The sequence below is a fragment of the Pseudomonas sp. E1BtOHC1 genome (genome assembly GCF_058744285.1).
In genome coordinates this window covers 936,640-962,552 of sequence record NZ_CP196023.1, presented here as the reverse complement: position 1 = coordinate 962,552, position 25,913 = coordinate 936,640, and the positions used below count along the sequence as shown (strand labels likewise).

At 62.5% G+C, this 25,913-nt stretch carries 9 protein-coding genes; 1 reads left to right on the top strand and 8 read right to left on the bottom strand.

From position 1 onward, the window contains the following. Positions 1-82: 82 nt before the first annotated feature. From ACSSVC_RS04450 to ACSSVC_RS04415, 8 genes are all read right to left on the bottom strand, one after another. The gene (locus tag ACSSVC_RS04450) at positions 83-1,009 is read right to left on the bottom strand and encodes a LysR family transcriptional regulator (RefSeq protein WP_346634013.1); all 927 of its coding nucleotides are present in this window, start codon (positions 1,007-1,009) and stop codon (positions 83-85) included. A gap of 219 nt (positions 1,010-1,228) precedes the next feature. Further along, complete coding sequence (locus ACSSVC_RS04445) at positions 1,229-2,095, bottom strand: ABC transporter permease (protein ID WP_346634012.1); 867 nt, start codon at positions 2,093-2,095, stop codon at positions 1,229-1,231. A 33-nt stretch (positions 2,096-2,128) separates the two neighbouring features. Next, positions 2,129-2,989 (bottom strand): ABC transporter ATP-binding protein, encoded by an 861-nt coding sequence (locus tag ACSSVC_RS04440; RefSeq protein ID WP_346634011.1) that lies wholly within the window; start codon positions 2,987-2,989, stop codon positions 2,129-2,131. A gap of 5 nt (positions 2,990-2,994) precedes the next feature. Continuing rightward, positions 2,995-4,032: an ABC transporter substrate-binding protein gene (locus ACSSVC_RS04435; RefSeq protein ID WP_492612016.1), complete on the bottom strand. Its 1,038-nt coding sequence runs from the start codon at positions 4,030-4,032 to the stop codon at positions 2,995-2,997. Between the two features lie 26 nt (positions 4,033-4,058). Beyond that, positions 4,059-4,946, bottom strand: coding sequence for a TauD/TfdA dioxygenase family protein (locus ACSSVC_RS04430; protein WP_492612015.1), 888 nt, complete (start codon positions 4,944-4,946; stop codon positions 4,059-4,061). A gap of 326 nt (positions 4,947-5,272) precedes the next feature. Continuing rightward, positions 5,273-6,640, bottom strand: coding sequence for an HlyD family type I secretion periplasmic adaptor subunit (locus tag ACSSVC_RS04425; RefSeq protein WP_346634009.1), 1,368 nt, complete (start codon positions 6,638-6,640; stop codon positions 5,273-5,275). After that, entirely contained in the window at positions 6,630-8,786 is a 2,157-nt protein-coding gene (locus tag ACSSVC_RS04420; protein WP_404938003.1) for a type I secretion system permease/ATPase, read from the bottom strand. Before ACSSVC_RS04420 ends, ACSSVC_RS04425 begins: the two co-directional genes overlap by 11 nt. A 37-nt stretch (positions 8,787-8,823) precedes the next feature. Next, the gene (locus ACSSVC_RS04415; protein ID WP_346634007.1) at positions 8,824-10,176 is read right to left on the bottom strand and encodes a TolC family outer membrane protein; all 1,353 of its coding nucleotides are present in this window, start codon (positions 10,174-10,176) and stop codon (positions 8,824-8,826) included. A gap of 363 nt (positions 10,177-10,539) precedes the next feature. Here ACSSVC_RS04415 and ACSSVC_RS04410 point away from each other — a divergent pair, with 363 nt between their 5' ends. Next, positions 10,540-25,893 carry a LapA family giant adhesin gene (locus tag ACSSVC_RS04410; protein WP_492612014.1) on the top strand — a complete coding sequence of 5,118 codons (15,354 nt, stop codon included), beginning with the start codon at positions 10,540-10,542 and terminating at the stop codon, positions 25,891-25,893. The last annotated feature ends 20 nt before the right edge of the window (positions 25,894-25,913 follow it).

Sequence of the window (25,913 nt, the reverse complement as noted above, 5' to 3'; positions counted from 1 at the left end):
CAACGATCATCCCCTGTTAATCGTAGGAGCTGGCTTGCCAGCGAAGAGGCCCTCAAGACCGCTTTCGCCGGCAAGCCGGCTCCTACGAAGAGGTCGGCTGGGCTTCTTGCCAGGTGGCCTGGCAGGAGCTGCGCAGGGTTTCGCGAAACCATTTGTGCGCCGGGTCCTTGTCGTAGCGCGGGTGCCAGGCCTGGGTCAGGACCAGGGTCGGCAGAGAAATCGGCAGGACGAAGGAGCGCAGACGCAGGCCCAGGCGCGAGACGCTGAGCAGGGTTTCCTGAGGCACCGGCAGGATCAGGTCCGAATCCGGCAGCATGAACATCGCGGCGTGGAAGCTCGGGGCAATCAGCGACACCCGACGCTCCAGGCCCTGCTCCGCCAGCGCCGCATCGATAGGGCCACGGGCGATGCCCCGGCGAGACATGCTGATATGGGGAAACGCGGCAAAACGCTCGGCGGTGATGTCCTCGTCCAACAGTGGATGGTCTTCGCGCACCAGGCCGACAAAGGCGGTAGTGAACAGATTCTGCACCTTCACTTCCGGGGTCAGGGGCCGGGTGTTGCTGATCCGCAGGTCGATCCGCCCCTCCCGCAGGGCCTCGTCATCGCCATCGCCTTCCGGCACGAAGCGCAGTTCGCACAACGGCGCCTGACGCTCCAGGGTATCGATGAGGCGACCGCCATAGACACCGACGAAAAAATCGTTGGCGCGCACATTGAAGCGCCGTCGCAACGAAAGCAGGTCCACCTGATCCGCCGAACGGAACAACAGCGCGGCCTGCTCCACCAGATCACGCACCTGACTACGCAGCTCCAGAGCCTTGGGGGTGGGCACCAGGCCACGTCCGGCCCGCACCAGCACCGGGTCACCCAGGGCTTCGCGAATCCGCGTCAGGGTACGGCTCATGGCCGCCGGGCTGAGGTTCATGCGCCGCGCGGCGCCGACCACACTGCCCTCGTCCAGCAGGGCATCGAGGGCGACCAGAAGGTTCATATCCGGGAGTTGCATACTGAGCACTCATGACTGATCAGGGATGATCCGGACGCAATGCTAGCAGGCTTGGTGCCGAGGGAAATGAGGGAGATCAATCCATACCCGTGAACCCACTACCCGCGTAGGAGCTGGCTTGCCGGCGAATGGGGTCTTCGAACCTTGCATCGCCCTTGAGGCCGCCTTCGCTGGCAAGCCAGCTCCTACGGTCGGGGGTGGTTCCGGTGGCGGGGCCATTCAGCGCTGCATGCCCCAGCGTTTCACCGTGACGCGCTCCAGGGTGTCGAAGATCAGGTTCTCCACCAGCAGGCCGATGAGGATCACCACCGCCAAGCCGGCAAACACCTTGTCGGTGTACAGCTCGTTGCGGTTCTGGAAGATGTACCAGCCCAGGCCGCCCTTGCCGCTGGTGGCGCCGAACACCAACTCAGCAGCGATCAAGGTGCGCCAGGCGAAGGCCCAGCCGATCTTCAGCCCGGCGAGAATCGACGGCAGCGCCGCCGGGATCAGGATGAACAGCACCAGTCGCAGGCCCTTGAGGCCATAGTTGCGCCCGGCCATGCGCAGGGTTTCGGAAACCCCGAGAAACCCGGCGTAGGTATTCAGGGCCAAGGCCCAGAGCACCGAATGCACCAGCACGAAAATCAGGCTGTTCTGTCCCAGGCCGAACCACAGCAGCGCCAGGGGCAACAGGGCAATGGCCGGCAGCGGGTTGAACATCGAGGTCAGGGTGCTCAGCAGGTCACGGCCGAACTGGGTCGAGACCGCCAGGGTGGTCAGGGCGAACGCCAGGACAATACCGATCAGGTAGCCCTTGAGCAGCACCACCAGGGAAATGCCCACCTTGCCCAGCAGTTCACCACTGATCAGGCCCTGGTACAAGGCGCCGGCGGTCTGCACAAAGCTGGGCAGCAACAGGTCATTGTTCTGGTAGCGGGCCACGGCTTCCCAGAGCACTGCCAGGAGGATCAGGATCAGGCCCTTGCGCAGCCAGCCCTGTTGCCAGAGTCGCTGGCCCAGGGGCAGCTCTCGTTCCAGCGGGACTTGCAGCAAGGGTTGCAGGACTACTTCGTATTCTTCGCGCACAGGGGATGACTGGCTCATCGGGCGTTCCTCGTTCAACGACAGCCTGACGGCTCAATAGGCGATACGGATATCGGCGAAATCCAGCTCGGTTTCGGTTTCAGGCCCCTGGCCTTCATCGAACAACAAGCGATGAATGCGCTGTGCCGTCTGCTGGAACGCCACGCCGCCAAGGCTTTGCAGGTCGTACTGGTGGCTGTGGACTTGCGCCCGCACCCGCCCCGGATGCGGCGACAGCAGGAGGATGCGATTGCCCACCACCAGCGCCTCTTCAATGGAGTGGGTAACGAACAGCAAGGTGAAGCGCACCTCCTCCCAGAGCAGCAGCAACTCCTCCTGCATCTTGCGCCGGGTCAGGGCGTCGAGGGCCGCGAAGGGCTCGTCCATCAGCAGGATCTTCGGCTGCATGGCCAGGGCGCGGGCAATCGCCACCCGGGCCTTCATGCCACCGGACAGGGTGTGCGGATAGGCATCGGCGAAAGCCGCCAGGCCGACCTTGGCCAGGTAGTGCAGGGCGCGCTCTTCGGCTTCGCGACGGCCGAGGGTTTTCGACGCCAGCAGCGGAAACATCACGTTCTGCTTCACGGTTTTCCAGGGCGGCAGTTGGTCGAACTCCTGGAACACCACGATGCGATCCGGCCCAGGCTGACTGACTCGCCGACCCTGCAGGCGAATCTCGCCCTCGCAAGGCTGGATGAACCCGGCCACCGCCTTGAGCAGGGTCGACTTGCCGCAGCCCGAAGGCCCCAGCAGGACAAAACGATCGGCCGGATCAACCTCGAAACTCACCTGGTGGGTGGCCCGTACCACGCGCTGCGGGGTGCGGTACTCCAGGCTGACTTGATCCACCGCCAACAGCGTTTCGGCGGTGGCGGTGGGGTTGCTGGCCGTGTGGCCTGGCAAAGGGGCGTTCATGGCCATCAGCTCCCTTGCAGCGGCTTGGCGTCCTGGAAGAAGTAGTCCTTCCACGATTCCGGCTTGTTCTTGATGGCGCCGACCCGGTACAGGAACTCCGCCAGCGGGTAGGTGTTTTTCGGCGTCACGCTGAATTCGAACTGCGGGTTGTCGATGATCTTCAGCAGCGTGGCGCGGTCGATCTTGGCCTTGGTCACGCGGATGTAAGTGTCGGCGGCCGCGCCTTTGTCGTTCTGGGCGAACTCGGCAGCTTCAGCCAGGGCTTCGACGAAGGCCTTGTAGGTTTTCGGGTTGTCGTTGCGGAATTTCTCGGTGGCGAACAGCACCGTTGGCGAGTTCGGGCCCAGCAGGTCGTAGGTATTGAGCACCACATGCACGTTGGGGTTCTCCAGGGCCTGATCCTGGAACGGCGGGTTGGAGAAGTGCCCGGTCAGCTCGGTGCCGCCGGCAATCAGCGCGGCGGTGGCGTCCGGGTGCGGCACGGCGATGGTGTACTTATCCAGGCGATTGAATTCCTGGTCGCCCCATTGCTTGGCTGCAGCGTATTGCAGGAAGCGCGACTGCACCGAGACGCCCACCGCCGGCACCGCGATGCGGTCCTTTTCGGTGAAGTCGGCGATGGTCTTGACCTTGGGGTTGTTGCTCACCAGGTAGTAGGGGAAGTTGCCCAGGGACGCCACGGCCTTGACGTTCTGCCGGCCGTGGGTGCGATCCCAGATGGTCAACAGCGGGCCGACGCCGGCTCCGGCAATGTCAATGGAGCCCGACAGCAACGCGTCGTTGACCGCTGCGCCGCCGGACAGTTGGGTCCAGTCGACCTTGATGTCGATGCCCTCTTCCTTGCCGTGCTTCTCGATCAGGTTCTGGTCGCGCACTACGTTGAGCAGCAAATAGACGATGCCGAACTGTTCAGCGATGCGGATCTCGCCTTCGGCATGGGCCGCTGTAGGGGCGACCAGGCTGCCGGCCAGCAGGCTGAAACCCAGGCCGATGGCCGTGGCCAGTTTGCCGAGGCGGGGAATGAAGGGAATGGATAAAGACATGATGATTCTCCTGCCGTGCCTGGCGATCAGTAAGGGGCGTCGCCCTGGATGGTGGTGCGATACAGCTTGCGGCGCAGATGGCTCGGGCAACCGGCGGCCAGGTGGATCAGCGAGCGGTTGTCCCAGAACACCAGATCGTGGGGCTGCCATTGATGGCGGTAGATGTTTTCCGGCAGCACGCTGTGGGCATACAACTCGGCCAGCAATTGGGCGCTTTCGTCTTCCGGCAGGCCAACGATGCGGGTGGTGAAACCCTCGCTGACGAACAGCGCCTTGCGGCCGTTTTCCGGGTGGGTACGGACGATGGGGTGCACCACCTCGACGACCTGGGCCAGTTGTTCCGGGGTCAAGGTCGGGCGCCAGTTGCCCTCGAACTTGGTCTCGCTGTAGCGGGCCGTGTAGGAGTGGGCGGCGCTGCGGCCCTCGACCGCCTTGCGCAGGGCCTCGGGCAGGTTGTCCCAGGCTTTGTGCATGTCGGCGAACAGGGTGTCGCCACCTTCGGCCGGTAACTCCTGGGCATGCAGCATCGAGCCCAGGCTGGGCAGTTCCTTGTAAGAGAGGTCCGAGTGCCAGAACTTGCCGGCGTCACCCAGGCCGATGGACTGACCGTTCTCGATGATGTTGGAAACGATGAGGATTTCCGGGTGCCCGGCCAGCAGGAACTGCTTGAGCACATGGATCTGCAGCACGCCGAAACGGCGGCTGAAGGCGATCTGCTGTTCCGGGCTGATGCGCTGGTCACGGAACACCACCACATGGTGATCCAGGTGGGCGCGGTGGATGCGGGCGAAGTCCCCATCGTTGACCGGCCGGGACAGATCCAGGCCGATGATCTCGGCGCCCACGGCGCCACTGAAGGGACGGATTTCGAAGGCTTGTGCGGCGATGGGCGCGGCACTGGCTGATGCAGACATGACTGAAACTCCCGCGCAGGCGCGCCCAGGGCGCGCGCGTCGATCAGAAACTCACGGAGATCCCGTGTGGGTTCATTTCGTGCGGCGCGCCGATTGGTCGGCAGGTACGCAGGGAGTCAACTTTATAGATATAAGAAAGCGAATTTAAATACCGTTAGCGAATAACGATATGTTGATTCGGGCGGTGCGATACCTGGGGACGCTGCGCTGTCGACGGCTCGATGAGACGAACTGTAGGAGCCGGCTTGCCGGCGAAGGCGCTCTCACGGGCCCCTTCGCTGGTAAGCCAGCTCCTACAAGGCTGGCAAGGTCGCTTTTTACACGGATCAGCGTTCGTGCAGGGCTTCGGCGCGGGCGCGGATGATCGGCTTGAGCAGATAGCTGAGGATGCTCTTCTTGCCGGTGATGATGTCCACCGAGGCGACCATCCCGGGAATGATCAGCAGCGGCTTGTCATCGGTGCCCAGGTGGCTGCGGTCGGTGCGCAGCTTGATCATGTAGTAGGTGGTTTTCTTGTCTTCGTCGGTGATGGTGTCGGCGCCGATCTGTTCCAGACGGGCCTTGAGGCCGCCATAGATGGTGTAGTCATAGGCGCTGAACTTGACCACCGCTTCCTGGCCCGGGTGCAGGAAGGCAATGTCCTGGGGACGGATCTTGGCCTCCACCAACAGGGTGTCGTCCAGGGGCACGATTTCCACCATGTCGCTGCCCGGCTGGATCACGCCGCCAATGGTGTTGACCATCAGTTGCTTGACGATGCCGCGCACCGGCGAGGTGACCAGGGTCCGGCTGACCCGGTCTTCCAGTGCCTTGCCGGTGGCGCTGGCCTTGTTCAGTTCGGTGCGCGCCTCATTGAGCTGGGTCAGGGCCTCGCTGCGGAACTTGCCGCGGGTTTCATCAATCTTGCGCTGCACTTCCTTGATCGCCGATTCGGCACGGGGAATCGCCAGGGTGGTGGCGTCCAACTGGCCACGGGTTTCCACTTCGGCACGCTTGAGCCGCAGCACTTCCACCGGCGATACCGCGCCCTGGGCCACCAGGGGCTCGGACATGGCAATTTCCTGGCGTTGCAAGCCCAGTTGCTGACGGTACTGAGCCTGCTTGGAAGTAAACTCCCGCAGTTCCTGCTGTTTCTGGATCAGCTGTTCCTGGAGGCCGCCGATTTCGTCATGCAGCTGCTGACGGCGGCTCTCGTACAGGGATTTTTCGCTGGCGGCCTGGCCCGGTGCGTCCTTGAGCGCTTGCTCCGGGAAATTCAACGCACGGTCATCGACCTCGGCGCTCAGGCGCTCCACCCGCAGCAACATGGACAGGCGCACGGTCTCGGTCTCGCCGACGTTGGACTGGAAGCGCGTGTCATCCAGGCGGATCAGCGGCGCGCCGGCCTCCACCACCTGGCCTTCCTTGACGTACAGCTCGGAGACGATCCCGCCTTCCAGGTTCTGGATCTTCTGCACCTTGGACGAAGGAATGGCCTTGCCCTCGCCTTTGGTCACTTCGTCGATGACCGCGAAGTTGGCCCACAGCACCAGGAACAGGAAAAACGCGATGATGCCCCAGATGGTCAGGCGAATGACCCGTGGCGCATCTTCGATCAGGGCCTTGTTGACCTCGGGCAACGGCTGCCCCTGGAGAGAATCGGTGCCTTTGAAATAGCGGCGGATCGAGTCCTTGAATCCCGACTTAAGCAACACTGATCTGCCCCTTCTTCAACGCTTCCATCACTACCGCTTTCGGGCCATCGGCCAGGATCTGTCCACGGTCCACCACCAACAGCCGGTCCACCAGCGACAACAGCGACGCCCGGTGAGTGACCAGGACCACGGTCTTGTTCTGCACCACTGCTTCCAGGCGCTGTTTCAAGCGTTCTTCACCGGTGTTGTCCATGGCACTAGTGGGCTCGTCGAGCAATAGGATCTGCGGGTTGAGCAACAGGGCACGAGCCAGGGCGACGTTCTGTCGCTGGCCACCGGAGAGGTTCTGTCCGCGTTCGCCCACCTGCAGTTCATAGCCTTGCGGGTGCAGCCGGGCGAATTCGTGAACCCCTGCCAGTTCGGCGGCTTGCAGCACCAGCTCGTCTTCGACGTAGCGGGCACCGGAGGTCAGGTTGTCCCGCAGGGTGCCGGCCAGCAGCTGGATGTCCTGGGGCACGTAGCCAATGTTGTGGCGCAATTCGCTGACATCGATCTGGCGGATGTCCACACCGTCCACCAGCAAGGCACCGGAGTCCGGCTGATAGAGCCCCACCAGCAGCTTGGCCAGGGAGCTTTTGCCCGAGCCACTGCGGCCGATGATGCCGACCTTCTCGCCCGGCTTGATCACCAGGTTGATGTTCTTCAGCGCCGGATTCTGCTGACCCGGGTAGGTGAAGTTCAGTTGCCGGCATTCGATGGCGCCCTGCAGCACGCTGCGACTCAGAGGGCGCTCGTCGAAATTGCGCTCCTGGGGCAGTTCCATCATCTGGTCCACCGAGGTCATGGTGACGCGGGCCTGCTGGTAGCGAGTCAGCAAACCGGACAGCGAGGCCAGTGGGCTCAAGGCCCGGCCGCTGAGCATGTAGCAAGCGATCAGCCCGCCCATGCTGAGGTTGCCGTCGATGATCTGGTACACGCCGAAGACGATCATGACCACCCCGGCCAGTTGCTGGATCAGCAAGGTGATGTTCATCGCCAGGCTGGAGAGCATCTTCACCCGCAGTTCCAGGCGGCTGAGGGTGCCGATGGTCTGCTCCCATTGATACTGACGCTCGCTTTCGGCGTTATTGACCTTGACCGCATCCAGCCCGGCCAGGGTTTCGATCAGGCTCGACTGGCGCTCGGCACCCAGGGCCATGGTTTTCTCCATGGTCGCCACCAGGGGCTTCTGCAAGGCGTAGCCGATACCCAGGGCAATGGGGAACGCCAGCACCGGGATCCACACCAGGTGCCCACCAAGGATGGCGATCACCAGGAAGATCAGCAGGGTAAACGGCAGGTCGATGAGGCTGGTGAGGGTCAGGGACGCGAGAAAGTCCCGCAGGCTCTGAAACTCATGGATGTTCTGGGCGAAGCTGCCGACCCGAGCCGGGCGGTACTTCATGGCCATGCCGACGATGCGCTCGAACAGCGTGGCGGAAATGATCAGGTCGGTCTTTTTCCCCGCCAGGTCCAGGCACAGGCTGCGCAGACTCTTGAGGATCAGGTCGAAGATGTAGGCGCCCATGATGCCAATGGACAGCACCCACAGGGTCGAGGTGGCCTGGTTGGGCACCACCCGGTCGTAGACGTTCATCACGAACAGCGGCGCGGCCATGGCAATGATGTTGATCAGCAGGCTCGCGGCGATGGCGTCGGCATACAGCCAGCGCGAACGCTTGAGGGTGTCGCGGAACCAGGAGCGGGCCCGGGGAATCAGCGACCCGTGATTGACATCGAACTTGTGCTGGGGCTGGGCAAAGAACACCTGGCCGCTGTAGTCGTCGGCCAGCAATTGGCGATTGACGCAGACTTCACCGCCATCGCTTTCGCTGAGCAGCAGCCGCGCCTGGTCCTCGCCCTGCCAGCCCAGGAGCACGGCGCTGCGGCCGTCCTTGAGCAATAGCAGGGCGGGCATCGCGATGGTTGGAATCTGTTCGAGCTTGCGGCGTAACACCCGCCCCTGCAGCCCGGCCCGAGCCGCCGCACGGGGCAGCAGCTCGGCGCTCAAACGCTGTGACGGCAATGGCAGACCCGTGGTCAGCATGGCCGCACTGGCAGGTTTCTGATGCAGGAAGCAAAGGGTCAGCAACCCATCCAGCAAGGGATCGTCATGCATGCCGCGCGGATCATGACTGAGTTGCACACGACTGACTTCTGATTCCACGCTGGACACTCTTGGCTGGCAATAGGATGAAAGTAGCTCAATTCATCCCAGGCAGCTGGACCTTGGGCTTCGCATCGTTCTGCACGACCGAAGCCATAGGTGCGACCACTCCCTGGCTCTTGAGCAACTCGCCCATGGTCGCCTTGATTCGATACTGAGTAAATAACTGAATGTTCTGGATCTCGGCCAAACGCCGGGAAGCGGTGAACAGTTCGTTTTCACTGTCGAGCAAGTCCAGCAGAGTACGTTCGCCCAGGCTGAACTGTTTCTGGTAAGCGGTGCGCACCGCAGTGCTGCGGTCGACATATTGCTGGGCGATCGGCACCTGGGCGTTGGCGTTGTTCTGGGCGTTCCAGGCCAGGCCCAGTTCTTCGTTCAGAACCCGCAGGGCGTTGTTGCGAATATCCAGGGCCTGGTTCGACTGGTAGGCCTTGGATTCCAGGTCGGCCTTGTTGCTGCCGCCGGCGAACAGGTTGAAGCGCATGCGCAGCATGGCCTGCCATTCATTGTTATGGCCGTTCTGACCGTCGAGGTCGTTATCGGCGGTGCGACCCAGCTCAGCATCGAAACGCGGGTAGAAAGCCGACTTGGCGGCGTCGTACTGCTTCTCGGCAGCGACGATATCAGACTCGGCGGAGCGCAGGATCGGGCTGTTTTCCAGCATCTGGCGTCGGGCTTCATCGAGGTTGGCCGGCAGCAGCGCCATAAAACTGGCTGGTCGCTCCAATTGATCCGGCATCTCTCCCACAGCACTCAGGTAGTTGGTCTGGGCATCGGCCAGGTTGGTCTGCTCGGTGATCAGATTGTTGCGGGCCTGGGCCATGCGCGCTTCGGCCTGGTCAAGGTCGGCACCACTGCCTACGCCACGCTGGGTGCGCAGTTTGATCTGGTCGTAGATGCGTTCGTGATTACGCAGATTGTCTTCTGCCAACTGCACAAACTGACGACGGGTCAACACATCCAGGTACACCTGGGCCACGGTCAGCGCGGTGCGCTCGGAAGTGCCCAGCAGGGAATAAGCCCGAGAGTTGACGGTGGCTTGTTGACGCCCCACTTCGCTGGAGGTGGCAAAACCGTCAAAAACCATCTGCTGGAGACGTAAACTTGACTCTCCGCGGTTCAAGGTTTCCCAGTGATTACTGCCAGTACCCGCACGAGTACTAGGGTTATCCGTGCCTTCACGGCCGTAGCCAGCGAGCATATCGACGCGCGGCAAATAGCCACCCTTGGCCGCTTTGAGTTGATAGTCAGCGGCTAGACGGCTGTTTACCCCGGCTTGTATTTCCGGATGCACATCCAGTGCTTTCTGCATGGCTTCGGGGAGTGTTTGTGCCTGCACGAAACTGGCGGCTAAGGCGAACGGCAGGGCCTTGAACAGGTGAAAACGCATGGTAAGAATTTCCCTCGGACAGCATGTCCAGAAACACGTCATTAACGTGGTGCCACATCGAATGATTACAAGCACAACGACCGTCCGTCGGAAAGCTCAAACTAAGAACTGGTTCACATACTTCAAGTCAGGTTATTGCATAAATATCAATGTGACATTAATCCGGCGATTGTTTAGGATGGCATCCATAAGGTCAATAGTTTGGCATAAAGTTAATCTCGAAAAAATCTAGCCAAAATATTGACAGCCATACTGTCAAATACCCGTTTCCAATTACACAGCAATGTACCTCCAGACTGAGTTGCGGCCCGCGCCCAAGCCGGTACATGGATGTCAACTGAGCGGTACACCGGAGAGTCCCCAATGAGCAGTGTTGTTGCCATCGTCAAAAGCATTGTCGGTCAGGTTTTCGTAGTTTCCCCGGAAGGAATCCGGCGCGTACTCATCGAAGGCGACCGCCTGTTCGTGGGTGACCAGGTGGATACCGGCCCGGCGGGTGCCGTCACTCTGGAGTTGACCGACGGGCGTACCCTCGACCTTGGCCGCGACACTCAATGGAGCGGTGCCGCCCCGGACTCCAGCACCGACCTGGCCCAGGCCAGCGCGCAAGCCGCGCCCTCGGTGGCTGAACTGCAGCAGGCCATTGCCGCCGGTGTCGACCCGACCACCGACCTGGAAGCCACCGCTGCCGGCCCGTCCGCAGCAGGTACGGGTGGTGCTGCCGGGGGCGGCCACAGCTTCGTCCAGCTTGAGGAAACTGCAGGCCGGGTGGACCCGACCATCGGCTTCCCGACCGCCGGCCTGGGGCTGGCCAATTCGGCCCAGGACAACACCATTGGCGGGCTGACCAACAATAATGGCCTGGCCAATGGCAACGGCAGTGGCAGTGATTCGCTGCGCCCGGCGACCCTGACCCTGGGCGCCACCCCGACCATCACCGAAGCCGGTGGTGTGCTGGTGTATACCGCCACTCTGACCCAGGCACCGCTGACCGACCTGACCGTCACCCTGTCCAATGGCGCGGTCATCGTGATCGGCGCCGGCCAAACCACTGGCAGCGTGCAGGTCCCTCTGGCGCCCCATGACAACGTCTATATCGACCCCGGCCAGATCAGCGTTAGCGTGACCGGCACTGCTGGCGGCGGCGGCCTGCTGGTGACCGTCAACCCGACCCCGGCGGTGACCCAGGTCACCGACACTATCGACACCACCACCGTCACCCTGACAGCCGATGCCAACGTCACCGAAGGCGGACAGATCACCTACACCGCCACCCTGACCAACCCGGCGCAGACGCCGGTGACCATTACCCTGTCCAACGGTTCGGTCATCACCATCGAAGCGGGCAAGTCCAGCGGCTCGATCGACGTCGCGGCCCCGGCCAACGATGTCTACAAGAACGGCAGCACCCTCGAGGTCGGCATCACCAAGGCTGAGGGCGGCAACTTCGAGAGCCTGGTGCCCAGCACCGACAAGGCCGTGACTACAGTCACCGACACCATTGACGATACCGGCCTGAGCCTGTCGGCCACCGGCACCGTGGCCGAAGGCGGCTCCATCGTCTACACCGCGACCCTGACCAATCCTGCCGGGACTGCGCTGACCGTCACCCTGAGCAACGGCGCGGTGATTACCATCGCTGCTGGCGCCACTTCCGGCACCGCCACCGTCGCGGCCCCGGCTGATGACGTCTATAAGGACGCGGGCAAGGTCGAAGTCACCATCACCAAGACCGATGGCGGCAACTTCGAAAACCTGGTCACCAATCCAGCCCCTGCCGTCACTGACGTCACCGACACCATCGATACCTCGACAGTCAGCCTGACCGCCACGCCGAGCGTCGCTGAAGGCGGAACCGTGGTTTACACCGCGTCGGTCACCGCGCCAGTGACCGGTTCACCAGTTGTCGTGACCCTGTCCAACGGCCAGACCATTACCATTCCGGTGGGCGAGTCTTCCGCCACCGTGAACTTCACCGCGCCCAACGATGCCCTGGCCGGTGGCAGCTCCTTGAGCACCAGCATCACCAAGGTCGACGGCGGCAACTACGAAAAACTCGATTTCAGCGATAAGCCGGCAGACACCGCCGTCACCGATACTCCGGACACCACGACGCTGAGCCTCTCGGCCACTGACTCGGTGGCCGAAGGCGGCTCCATTGTCTACACCGCCACACTGACCAACGCTGCCGGTACTCCGGTCACCGTGACCCTGAGCAACGGCGCGGTGATCACCATTGCCGCAGGCGCCACAACTGGCACCGCCACCGTCGCGGCACCAGCCGATGACGTCTACAAAGATGCCGGTAAGGTTGAAGTCACCATCACCAAAGCGGACGGTGGCAACTTCGAAAACCTGGAGACCAATCCGGCTCCGGCGGTGACTGATGTCACTGACACTATCGATACGTCGACTGTCAGCCTGACCGCGACCCCGAGCGTGGCTGAAGGCGGCACCGTGGTATACACCGCGTCGGTGTCGGCGCCGGTTACCGGTTCGCCAGTCGTCGTGACCCTGTCCAACGGCCAGACCATTACCATTCCGGTGGGCGAATCGTCCGCTACCGTGAATTTCACCGCACCCAACGATGCCCTGGCTGGCGGCAGCTCCCTGAGCACCACCATCACCAAGACCGAGGGTGGCAACTACGAAAAGCTGGACATCAACGACAAGCCGGCTGAAACCAGCGTTACCGACACCCCAGACACCACGACTTTGAGCCTGACCGCCACCGATTCAGTGGCTGAAGGCGGTGCCATCGTTTACACCGCCACACTGACCAATGCTGCCGGGACTGCGCTGACCGTCACCCTGAGCAACGGCGCGGTGATCACCATCGCTGCTGGCGCCACTTCCGGCACCGCCACCGTCGCGGCCCCGGCTGATGACGTCTATAAGGACGCGGGCAAGGTCGAAGTCACCATCACCAAGACCGATGGCGGCAACTTCGAAAACCTGGTCACCAATCCAGCCCCTGCCGTCACTGACGTCACCGACACCATCGATACCTCGACAGTCAGCCTGACCGCCACACCGAGCGTCGCTGAAGGCGGAACCGTGGTTTACACCGCGTCGGTCACCGCGCCAGTGACCGGTTCACCAGTTGTCGTGACCCTGTCCAACGGCCAGACCATTACCATTCCGGTGGGCGAATCGTCCGCTACCGTGAACTTCACCGCACCCAACGATGCTCTGGCCGGTGGCAGCTCCTTAAGCACCACCATCACCAAGGCTGACGGCGGCAACTACGAGAAGCTGGAGATCAACGACAAGCCAGCTGAAACCTCGGTCACCGACACACCGGACACCACCACCCTCAGCGTGACTGCTACCGATACCGTGGCAGAAGGCGGTTCGATTGTTTACACCGCGACCCTGACCAACGCTGCCGGTACTCCGGTCACCGTGACCCTGAGCAATGGCGCGGTGATCACCATTGCCGCAGGCGCCACAACTGGCACCGCCACCGTCGCGGCACCAGCCGATGACGTCTACAAAGATGCCGGTAAGGTTGAAGTCACCATCACCAAAGCGGATGGCGGCAACTTCGAGAACCTGGTCACCAACCCAGCTCCGGCTGTGACTGATGTCACCGACACCATCGACACTTCCACCGTCAGCCTGACTGCCACTCCGAGCGTCGCCGAAGGCGGCACAGTGGTGTACACCGCGTCGGTTACGGCTCCGGTTACCGGCTCGCCGGTTGTGGTGACCCTGTCCAACGGACAGACCATCACTATTCCGGTTGGCGAAAGCCAGGCTTCGGTGAACTTCACCGCGCCGAACGATGCCCTGGCTGGCGGTAGCTCCTTGAGCACCACCATCACCAAGACCGAGGGTGGCAACTACGAAAAACTGGAGATCAATGACAAGCCGGCCGAGACCGCTGTCACCGACACTCCAGACACAACGACGCTGAGCCTGTCGGCCACCGACTCCGTGGCCGAGGGCGGCTCCATTGTCTACACCGCCACACTGACCAATGCTGCGGGCACGCCAGTCACCGTGACCCTGTCCAACGGTGCCGTCATCACCATCGCCGCCGGTGCCACAACTGGCACTGCGACTGTCGCGGCGCCTGCCGATGACGTCTATAAGGACGCGGGCAAGGTGGAAGTCACCATCACCAAAGCGGACGGTGGCAACTTCGAAAACCTGGAGACCAATCCGGCTCCGGCGGTGACTGATGTCACTGACACTATCGATACGTCGACTGTAAGCCTGACCGCGACTCCGAGCGTGGCTGAAGGCGGCACCGTGGTGTACACCGCATCGGTCACCGCGCCAGTGACCGGCTCGCCGGTTGTGGTGACCCTGTCCAACGGACAGACCATCACTATTCCGGTTGGCGAAAGCCAGGCTTCGGTGAACTTCACTGCACCGAATGACGCCCTGGCTGGCGGTAGCTCTCTGAGCACCACCATCACCAAGACCGATGGCGGTAACTACGAAAAACTGGAAATCAGCGATAAACCCGCTGAGACCAGCGTTACCGATACGCCAGATACCACCACCCTGAGCCTGTCGGCCACCGACTCCGTGGCCGAAGGTGGGTCCATCGTCTACACCGCCACCCTGACCAACGCCGCTGGCACACCGGTCACGGTCACACTCTCCAACGGTGCCGTCATCACCATCGCGGCAGGCGCCACTTCGGGGACTGCAACCGTTGCCGCTCCTGCGGATGATGTTTACAAAGATGCCGGCAAGGTCGAAGTCACCATCAGCAAGGCCGAGGGCGGCAACTTCGAGAACCTGGAAACCAACCCGGCTCCAGCGGTGACCGATGTCACCGATACTATCGATACGTCGACGGTGAGCCTGACCGCCACGCCAAGCGTGGCCGAAGGTGGAACCGTGGTGTACACCGCATCGGTCACCGCGCCAGTGACTGGCTCGCCAGTGGTAGTGACCCTGTCCAACGGACAGACCATCACTATTCCAGTGGGCGAGTCCTCCGGCAGCGTGAACTTCACTGCACCGAATGACGCCCTGGCTGGCGGTAGCTCTCTGAGCACCACCATCACCAAGACCGATGGCGGTAACTACGAAAAACTGGAAATCAGCGATAAACCCGCTGAGACCAGCGTTACCGATACGCCAGATACCACCACCCTGAGCCTGTCGGCCACCGACTCCGTGGCCGAAGGTGGGTCCATCGTCTACACCGCCACCCTGACCAACGCCGCTGGCACACCGGTCACGGTCACACTCTCCAACGGTGCCGTCATCACCATCGCGGCAGGCGCCACTTCGGGGACTGCAACCGTTGCCGCTCCTGCGGATGATGTTTACAAAGATGCCGGCAAGGTCGAAGTCACCATCAGCAAGGCCGAGGGCGGCAACTTCGAGAACCTGGAAACCAACCCGGCTCCAGCGGTGACCGATGTCACCGATACTATCGATACGTCGACGGTGAGCCTGACCGCCACGCCAAGCGTGGCCGAAGGTGGAACCGTGGTGTACACCGCATCGGTCACCGCGCCAGTGACTGGCTCGCCAGTGGTAGTGACCCTGTCCAACGGACAGACCATCACTATTCCAGTGGGCGAGTCCTCCGGCAGCGTGAACTTCACTGCACCGAATGACGCCCTGGCTGGCGGTAGCTCTCTGAGCACCACCATCACCAAAGCGGACGGTGGCAACTACGAAAAGCTGGACATCAGCGACAAACCCGCTGAGACCAGTGTTACCGATACGCCGGACACCACCACCCTGAGCTTGTCGGCCACCGACTCCGTGGCCGAAGGCGGTTCCATCGTTTACACCGCGACCCTGACCAACGCCGCTGGCACTCCGGTCACTGTGACCCTGTCCAACGGTGCCGTCATCACCATCGCCGCGGGCGCTACCTCGGGTACCGCCACCGTCGCCGCACCGGCTGACGACGTGTACAAGGATGCGGGCAAGGTCGAAGTCACCATCAGCAAGGCTGACGGTGGCAACTTCGAAAACCTGGAGACCAACCCAGCGCCAGCCGTCACCGATGTCACCGACACCATCGACACCAGCACTGTGTCCCTCACCGCAACGCCGAGCGTCGCTGAAGGCGGCACCGTGGTGTACACCGCATCGGTCACCGCTCCGGTTACCGGCTCTCCGGTTGTGGTCACCCTATCCAACGGCCAGACCATCACCATTCCGGTGGGCGAATCTTCCGGCAGCGTGAACTTCACTGCACCGAATGACGCCCTGGCTGGCGGTAGCTCCCTGAGTACCACCATCACCAAAGCGGACGGTGGCAACTACGAAAAGCTGGACATCAACGACAAACCCGCTGAGACCAGTGTTACCGATACGCCGGACACCACCACCCTGAGCCTGTCGGCCACCGAGTCCGTGGCCGAGGGCGGCTCCATTGTCTACACCGCTACCCTGACCAATGCCGCAGGCACTCCGGTCACTGTGACCCTGTCCAACGGTGCCGTCATCACCATCGCCGCGGGCGCTACCTCGGGTACAGCCACCGTTGCCGCACCGGCTGACGACGTGTACAAGGATGCGGGCAAGGTCGAAGTCACCATCAGCAAGGCTGACGGTGGCAACTTCGAAAACCTGGAGACCAACCCAGCGCCAGCCGTCACCGATGTCACCGACACCATCGATACCTCGACGGTGAACCTGACTGCCACGCCGAGCGTGGCCGAAGGCGGCACCGTGGTGTACACCGCATCGGTGTCGGCGCCGGTGACCGGCTCGCCAGTCGTGGTGACCCTGTCCAACGGTCAGACCATCACCATCCCGGTCGGCGAAAGCCAGGCTTCGGTCAATTTCACCGCGCCCAACGATGCCCTGGCCGGTGGCAGCTCTCTGAGCACCACCATCACCAAGGCTGACGGCGGTAACTACGAGAAGCTGGAGATCAGCGACAAGCCCGCTGAAACCACAGTAACCGACACCCCAGACACCACCACCCTGAGCCTGTCGGCCACCGACTCCGTGGCCGAAGGCGGCTCCATTGTCTACACCGCTACCCTGACCAATGCCGCAGGCACCCCGGTCACCGTGACCCTGAGCAATGGCGCGGTGATCACCATCGCTGCGGGCGCCACGTCCGGCACCGCCACCGTTGCCGCACCAGCCGACGACGTCTACAAAGACGCCGGAAAAGTCGAAGCCACCATCACTAAAGCGGACGGCGGCAATTTCGAGAACCTGGTGACCAATCCAGCGCCAGCCGTGACTGATGTCACCGATACCATCGACACCAGCACCGTTTCGCTGACCGCTACACCAAGCGTCGCCGAAGGCGGCATCGTGGTATACACCGCGTCGGTCTCGGCGCCGGTTACCGGTTCGCCGGTTGTGGTGACCCTGTCCAACGGCCAGACCATCACCATTCCGGTGGGCGAGTCTTCCGCCACCGTGAATTTCACCGCACCGAACGATGCTCTGGCCGGTGGCAGCTCCTTGAGCACCACCATCACCAAGGCTGATGGTGGCAACTACGAGAAGCTGGACATCAGCGATAAACCCGCTGAAACCAGCGTTACCGATACGCCGGATACAACCACTCTGAGCCTGACGGCCACCGACTCCGTGGCCGAAGGTGGTTCCATCGTTTACACCGCCACCCTGACCAATGCCGCTGGTACGCCAGTGACCGTGACCCTGTCTAACGGTGCGGTGATCACCATCGCCGCGGGCGCTACTTCGGGCACCGCCACAGTGCCTGCGCCTGCCGATGACGTTTACAAAGATGCGGGCAAAGTCGAAGCCACTATCACCAAAGCGGATGGCGGCAACTTCGAAAACCTGGTCACCAATCCAGCGCCGGCAGTCACCGACGTTACTGACACCATCGACACGTCCACCGTCAGCCTGACCGCTACCCCGAGCGTGGCCGAAGGCGGCATCGTGGTTTACACCGCGTCGGTCACCGCTCCGGTGACCGGCTCCCCGGTTGTGGTCACCCTGTCCAACGGCCAGACCATCACTATTCCGGTTGGCGAGTCCACCGGCAGCGTCAACTTCACCGCACCCAACGATGCCCTGGCTGGCGGCAGCTCTCTGAGCACCACCATTACCAAGGCCGATGGCGGTAACTACGAGAAACTGGAGGTCAGCGATAAACCCGCTGAGACCTCGGTCACCGATACCCCGGACACCACCACCCTGAGCCTGAGCGCTACCGACTCCGTGGCCGAAGGTGGTTCCATCGTTTACACCGCCACGCTGACCAATGCAGCTGGCACACCGGTTACCGTAACCCTGTCTAACGGTGCGGTGATCACCATCGCAGCCGGTGCCACCACTGGCACCGCCACTGTTGCGGCACCAGCCGACGACGTCTACAAAGACGCCGGCAAAGTCGAAGCCACCATCACCAAAGCTGACGGTGGCAACTTCGAAAACCTGGTCACCAACCCAGCTCCAGCTGTGACTGATGTCACCGATACCATCGACACCAGCACCGTTTCGCTGACCGCTACGCCAAGCGTGGCTGAAGGTGGCACCGTGGTTTACACCGCGTCGGTAACCGCGCCGGTGACCGGCTCCCCGGTTGTGGTCACTCTGTCCAACGGTCAAACCATCACCATTCCGGTGGGCGAATCTTCCGGCAGCGTGAACTTCACCGCACCGAATGACGCCCTGGCTGGCGGTAGCTCTCTGAGCACCACCATCACCAAGACCGATGGCGGTAACTACGAAAAACTGGAAATCAGCGATAAACCCGCTGAAACCAGCGTTACCGATACGCCAGATACCACCACCCTGAGCCTGTCGGCCACCGACTCCGTGGCCGAGGGCGGCTCTATCGTCTACACCGCCACTCTGACCAACGCTGCCGGAACTCCGGTGACCGTGACCCTGAGCAACGGTGCTGTGATCACCATCGCCGCTGGCGCCACGACCGGCACCGCCACTGTTGCGGCGCCAGCCGACGACGTCTACAAAGACGCCGGCAAAGTCGAAGCCACCATCACCAAAGCGGATGGCGGCAACTTCGAGAACCTGGTCACCAACCCAGCTCCAGCGGTGACTGATGTCACCGATACCATCGACACCAGCACCGTTTCACTGACTGCTACGCCAAGCGTGGCCGAAGGCGGCATCGTGGTGTACACCGCATCGGTCACCGCGCCAGTGACTGGCTCGCCGGTCGTGGTCACCCTGTCCAACGGCCAGACCATTACCATCCCGGTGGGCGAGTCCTCCGGCAGCGTGAATTTCACCGCGCCGAACGATGCCTTGGCTGGCGGTAGCTCCCTGAGCACCACCATCACCAAGACCGACGGTGGCAATTACGAGAAGTTGGATATCAGTGACAAACCGGCTGAAACCACGGTTACCGATACGCCGGATACAACGACGCTGAGCCTGACCGCTACCGATTCCGTGGCTGAAGGCGGCTCCATTGTCTACACCGCAACACTGAGCAATGCGGCCGGGACTCCGGTCACCGTGACGTTGAGCAATGGCGCAGTGATCACCATCGCCGCAGGCGCCACTTCCGGCACCGCGACTGTCGCCGCCCCGGCCGATGATGTTTATAAGGACGCCGGCAAGGTCGAAGCCACCATCACCAAAGCTGACGGCGGCAATTTCGAGCACCTGGTCACCAACCCGGCTCCAGCCGTGACTGATGTCACCGATACTATCGATACGTCGACGGTGAGCCTGACCGCCACGCCAAGCGTGGCCGAAGGTGGAACCGTGGTGTACACCGCATCGGTCACCGCGCCGGTGACTGGCTCGCCAGTAGTAGTGACCCTGTCGAACGGTCAGACCATCACCATCCCAGTCGGTGAAAGCCAGGCTTCGGTCAATTTCACGGCGCCGAACGATGCTCTGGCCGGTGGCAGTTCTCTGAGCACCACCATTACCAGGGCCGATGGCGGCAACTACGAAAAACTGGCTATTAGCGACAAACCGGCCCAGACCTCGGTCACCGACACCGTCGACACCACCAATCTCAGCCTCAGTGCCACCGGTACCGTGGCTGAGGGTGGCCAGATCACCTACACCGCGACCCTGACCAACGCGGCCGGCACTCCGGTCACCGTGACCCTGAGCAACGGTGCCGTGATCCATATCGAAGCAGGTAAAACCACCGGCACCGTGACCGTCCCCGCACCAGCCGACGATGTCTACAAAGACGCCGGCAAGGTCGAGGCCACTATCACCAAGGCCGAAGGTGGCAACTTCGAGAAGCTGGTGCCGAACACCACGCCAGCCGTGACCGATGTGACTGACACCATCGACAACTCCACCGTCACGCTGAAGGCCACGCCTTCGGCTGCCGAGGGTGGCAACGTCACTTACACTGCCACCGTTAGCGCTCCAGTGACCGGTTCGCCTGTCACCGTGAACCTGGCCAATGGCGAGAAAATCACCATCCCGGTCGGCGAAACCACCGGTTCGGTGAGCATCAGCGCACCGAACGACGTATTGGTCGGTCACACTCCACTGACCAACTCCATCACCAACGTCAGCGGCGGCAACTACGAAAATCTCGTGGCCGACAAGACCCCGGTCAGCACCACCGTGACCGACACCGTCGACACCACCAGTGTCAGCCTCAGTGCCACCGGCACCGTGGCCGAGGGTGGTTCCATCGTTTACACCGCCACACTGAGCAATGCTGCAGGCACTCCGGTCACCGTGACCTTGAGCAATGGTGCAGTAATCACCATCGCCGCAGGTGCGACTACTGGTACCGCCACCGTCGCGGCGCCAACCGATGATGTTTACAAGGATGCAGGCAAGGTCGAGGCCACCATCACCAAGGCCGAAGGCGGCAACTTCGAGAAGCTGGTGCCGAACACCACGCCAGCCGTGACCGATGTCACCGACACCATCGACAACTCCACCGTCACGCTGAAGGCCACGCCTTCGGCTGCCGAAGGTGGCAACGTCACTTACACCGCCACCGTTAGCGCTCCAGTGACCGGTTCGCCTGTCACCGTGAACCTGGCCAATGGCGAGAAAATCACCATCCCGGTCGGCGAAACCACCGGTTCGGTGAGCATCAGCGCGCCTAACGACGTTCTGGTCGGCCACACTCCGCTGACCAACTCCATCACCAACGTCAGCGGCGGCAACTACGAAAATCTCGTGGCCGACAAGACCCCGGTCAGCACCACCGTGACCGATACCGTGGACACCACCAGTGTCAGCCTCAGTGCCACCGGCACCGTGGCTGAGGGCGGTTCGATTATCTACACCGCCACCCTGACCAACGCGCCTGGCACTCCGGTCACCGTGACTCTGAGCAACGGTGCCGTGATCCATATCGAGGCCGGTAAAACCACTGGCACCGTGACCGTCCCCGCACCAGCCGACGATGTCTACAAAGACGCCGGCAAGGTCGAGGCCACTATCACCAAGGCCGAAGGTGGCAACTTCGAGAAGCTGGTGCCGAACACCACGCCAGCCGTGACCGATGTCACCGACACCATCGACAACTCCACCGTCACGCTGAAGGCCACGCCTTCGGCTGCCGAGGGTGGCAACGTCACTTACACCGCCACCGTTAGCGCTCCAGTGACCGGTTCGCCCGTCACCGTGAACCTGGCCAATGGCGAGAAAATCACCATCCCGGTCGGCGAAACCACCGGTTCGGTGAGCATCAGCGCGCCTAACGACGTTCTGGTCGGTCACACTCCACTGACCAACTCCATCACCAACGTCAGCGGCGGCAACTACGAAAATCTCGTGGCCGACAAGACCCCAGTCAGCACCACCGTGACCGACACCGTCGACACCACCAGCGTCAGCCTCAGTGCCACCGGCACCGTGGCCGAAGGCGGCTCCATCGTCTACACCGCAACCCTGAGCAATGCTGCCGGCTCGCCGGTTACCGTGACCCTGAACAACGGTGCGGTGATCCATATCGAAGCCGGTAAAACCACCGGCACGGTCACCGTCCCGGCACCGGCAGATGACGTCTACATCGACGCCGGCAAGGTCAATGCGTCCATTACCGGCGCCACCGGCGGCAACTTCGAGAAGCTGGTACCAGACACCACGCCAGCCGTGACCAACGTCACCGATACTGTCGATACCACCTCGGTGGGCATCAGCGGCAGCACCTCGGTCACCGAAGGCCAGACCGCCAGCTACACCGTGAGCCTGACCCACCCGGCGCAAACCGAAGTCACCCTGAAGATCAGCTACAGCGGCACCGCCACCGACGGCTCGGACTTCAGCGGCGTGTACACCGTGAAGATCCCGGCCGGCGCCAGCAGCGCCACCTTCAACGTCGCCACCCTTGACGACAAGATCACCGAAGGCACGGAAAACTTCACGGTCAAGATCGACTCGGCCACCGGCGGCAACTTCGAGAATCTGGTGGTGGGCAGCAACAATACCGTCACCACCTCGATCATCGACAACGATGCGCCACCGGTCATCGACCTGGATGCCAACAACTCCAGCGGCGCCACCGGAGCCGACTACAAGGTCACCTTCACCGAAGGCACCGCAGGCCCTGGCGTGTCGATCGCCGACACCGACCTGAGCATCACCGATCCGGACAGCACCCTGCTCACCGGCGCCACCATCGTGCTGACCAACCGTCAGCCGGGGGACTCGCTGAACCTGGGCAACAGCGTCAACGGCATCAACATCAATGCCAACAGCAAGGACGGTTCGATCACCCTGACCCTGTCGGGCAACGCGACGCTGGCCGACTACATGCAGCAGATCAAGAACATCACCTTCACCAACAACAGTGAAGACCCGAGCACCACGCCACGGACCATCACCGTGACCGTGACCGACGGCGGCAACTACTCCAACGTCGCCACCACCACGGTCAATGTGGTGGCGGTGAACGATGCCCCAACCGCCACCGGCAGCGCTGTCACCGGTACCGAAGACACGCCGCTGGCCCTGACCTGGTCCAACTTCGGCGTCAGCGACGTCGACAGCCCGGCGGCCAACCTCGGGGTGAAAATCACCCAACTACCGGGTGAAGGCAAACTGCAGTACCTGGACGGTTCGACCTGGAAGGACGTGGCCAACAACCAGACCTTCAGCAAGGCCGATATCGATGCCGGCAAACTGCGCTTCACGCCGGACGCCAATGAATCCGGCACCAATGGCTACGGCGGCAGCGGCGTAGGCAACCAGCAGGCGGATTACGCCCAGATCAAGTTCCAGCCAACCGATGGCCAGGCCCTGGGCAGCACCGGTACGGTCACGGTCGACATTACCCCAGTGGCCGATGCCCCGACCCTGAGCGTGGCGGGCAACAATGTGAACTCGGTCGGTCTGCTCAAGGAAGTCTGGACCGGCCTCAGCGGCCTGGGCACCGACGGCAGCGGCGCGTCCGCCAGCACTCTGAAATCGGTCATTGATGCTGCCGGCACGCCTAACAGCAGCAGCCTGGCGACCAACGTCCAGTCCGACGGCAACATCACCCCGGGCACCGCATCGAAGACCTCCGGCCTGATCTACCTGGAAGCCGGCAAGGCCTACACCTTCTCCGGCACCGGCGACGACAGCCTGCTGGTGACCATCGGTGGCAAGAACGTGGCCAGCACCACCTGGGGCGCGGGCGGTAACCTCAACGGTACCTTCACCCCGACCACCAGCGGCTACTACACCATCGACATCTACCACCATAACCAGAGTGGTCCGGGCGCTTACGACGTCAACCTCTCGGTCAATGGCGGCGCCGCGGTAGACCTGAGCAACGCCGGCGTGCCGCTGTACACCGGCGTCACCGACCTGACCAACGCCGGGGTTTCGGTATCCGACCTGCACGGCACCAACGGTGAGGGTTACTACGACGGTTACAAGCTCAACGAAGGCGGCGAAGGCGGCAGCGTGCATCTGGCGAAGATCAGCACCGGCCTGACCGATACCGACGGCTCGGAAACCCTGAGCGTGAAGATCAGCGGCATTCCTGCCGGTTCGGTCCTCAGCGATGGCGCCGGGCATACCTTCACCGCCACCGCGACCTCCGGCGAAGCCAATGTCACCGGCTGGAACCTGGGCAACCTGACGGTCACCCCGCCGCCTTACTACAACGGCACGTTCAACCTCAACGTGACCTCGACCTCCACCGAGTCCCTGGGCGGTTCTGCCAGCACTTCGGCGCAGATCCCGGTCAAGGTCTACCCGGCAACCTACAACGCGGTGGTCGCTACCTCCGGCGACGATACCGTCACCGGTACCGACGGCAACGACATCGTGGTCGCCGACATCGGCGGCCTGACCGTGGTCCCGGGCACCAACTACAACATTGCCTTCATGGTGGACACCTCGGGCAGTATGAGCAGCGCCTCGATCACCGCGGCCAAGAACTCCCTGACCTCGGTCTTCAATACCCTGAAGAACAGTATCGGCAGCGCCGGCTCGGGCACCGTGAACATCTTCCTTGCCGACTTCGATACCCAGGTCAACAAGTCGGTGTCGGTGAACCTCAACGACCCGAACGCCCTGGCCCAGCTCAAGGCCGTGCTGGATTCGATGGCTTCCGGCGGCGGCACCAACTATGAAGACGTGTTCAAGGCCACGGCCAACTTCTTCCAGAGCAGCCAGGCCACCGGCAACAGCAACGCCACCAACCTGACGTACTTCATTACCGACGGTAAGCCGACCTACTACCAGAGCGGCGAGCAGACCAACCCGACGCTGTACGGCAACGTGCGCCTCGACGATGTGGTGACCACCAGCAACTACAAGCTGGGGGATACCTTCGGCAAGTACCTCGACAACTCACACTACCTGAGCGTCGCCAGCGATGGCACGACGATCCTGCAGACCAACAATGGCTGGGGCTGGAGCAGCAAGACCCTGGGCACCCTGCACGCCCAGGGTGACGGCACCTACGAGCTGTCGAACCTGGCCGGCTCCGGCAGCAGCACCGATTACTACACCTCCACCAACTCCAGCAGCGGCTTTGCCCTGCTCAGCGGCCTGTCGAACGTCGAAGCCATCGGTATCAACAGTGGTGTCAGTCTCAACGACCTCAAGCCCTACGACAGCGACGGCAAGCCGCAGACCAACATCGACCCGGCCGACCTGGCCAACTCGATCATCGGTCACACCGAAGCCACCATGCCGGGGGCCGACAAGGTCAGCGGCGGCGACGGCAACGACATCCTGTTCGGCGACCTGGTGAGCTTCAACGGCATCGCCGGCGAGGGTTACCAGGCCATGCAGGCCTACGTGGCCAAGCAGAGCGGGGTCGATGTGAGCAAGGTCACCACCAGCAACGTGCACCAGTACATCACCGAGCACTACACCGAGTTCGATGTGTCCGGCAGCCACGACGGCAACGACACCCTGCTGGGCGGCGCCGGCAATGACATTCTCTTCGGCCAGGGCGGCAACGACACGCTGGACGGCGGCAAGGGCAATGACATCCTGCTGGGGGGCACCGGCAACGACACCCTGATCGGCGGCCAGGGCAACGACATCCTGATCGGCGGATCGGGGGCCGATACCTTCGTCTGGAAAGCCGGCGATACCGGCAACGACGTGATCAAGGACTTCAAGGCCAGCGAAGGTGACCGTATCGACCTGCGGGATCTGCTGCAGGGCGAGAGCGCCAGCACCATCGACAACTTCCTCAAGATCACCACCGTGGACGGGGTCTCGACCCTGCAGGTCAGTTCCGAAGGCAAGCTCAACGCCGCCGGAGGCCTGGCCAACGCCGACGTGACGATCAAGCTGGAAGGCAACAACTGGTCCAACGCCAACATCAACTCGTTGATCGCCGGCAGCGACCCGACCATCAAGATCGATCACAACAACAGCTGATCGGCTCCTGGCAGCCCCCC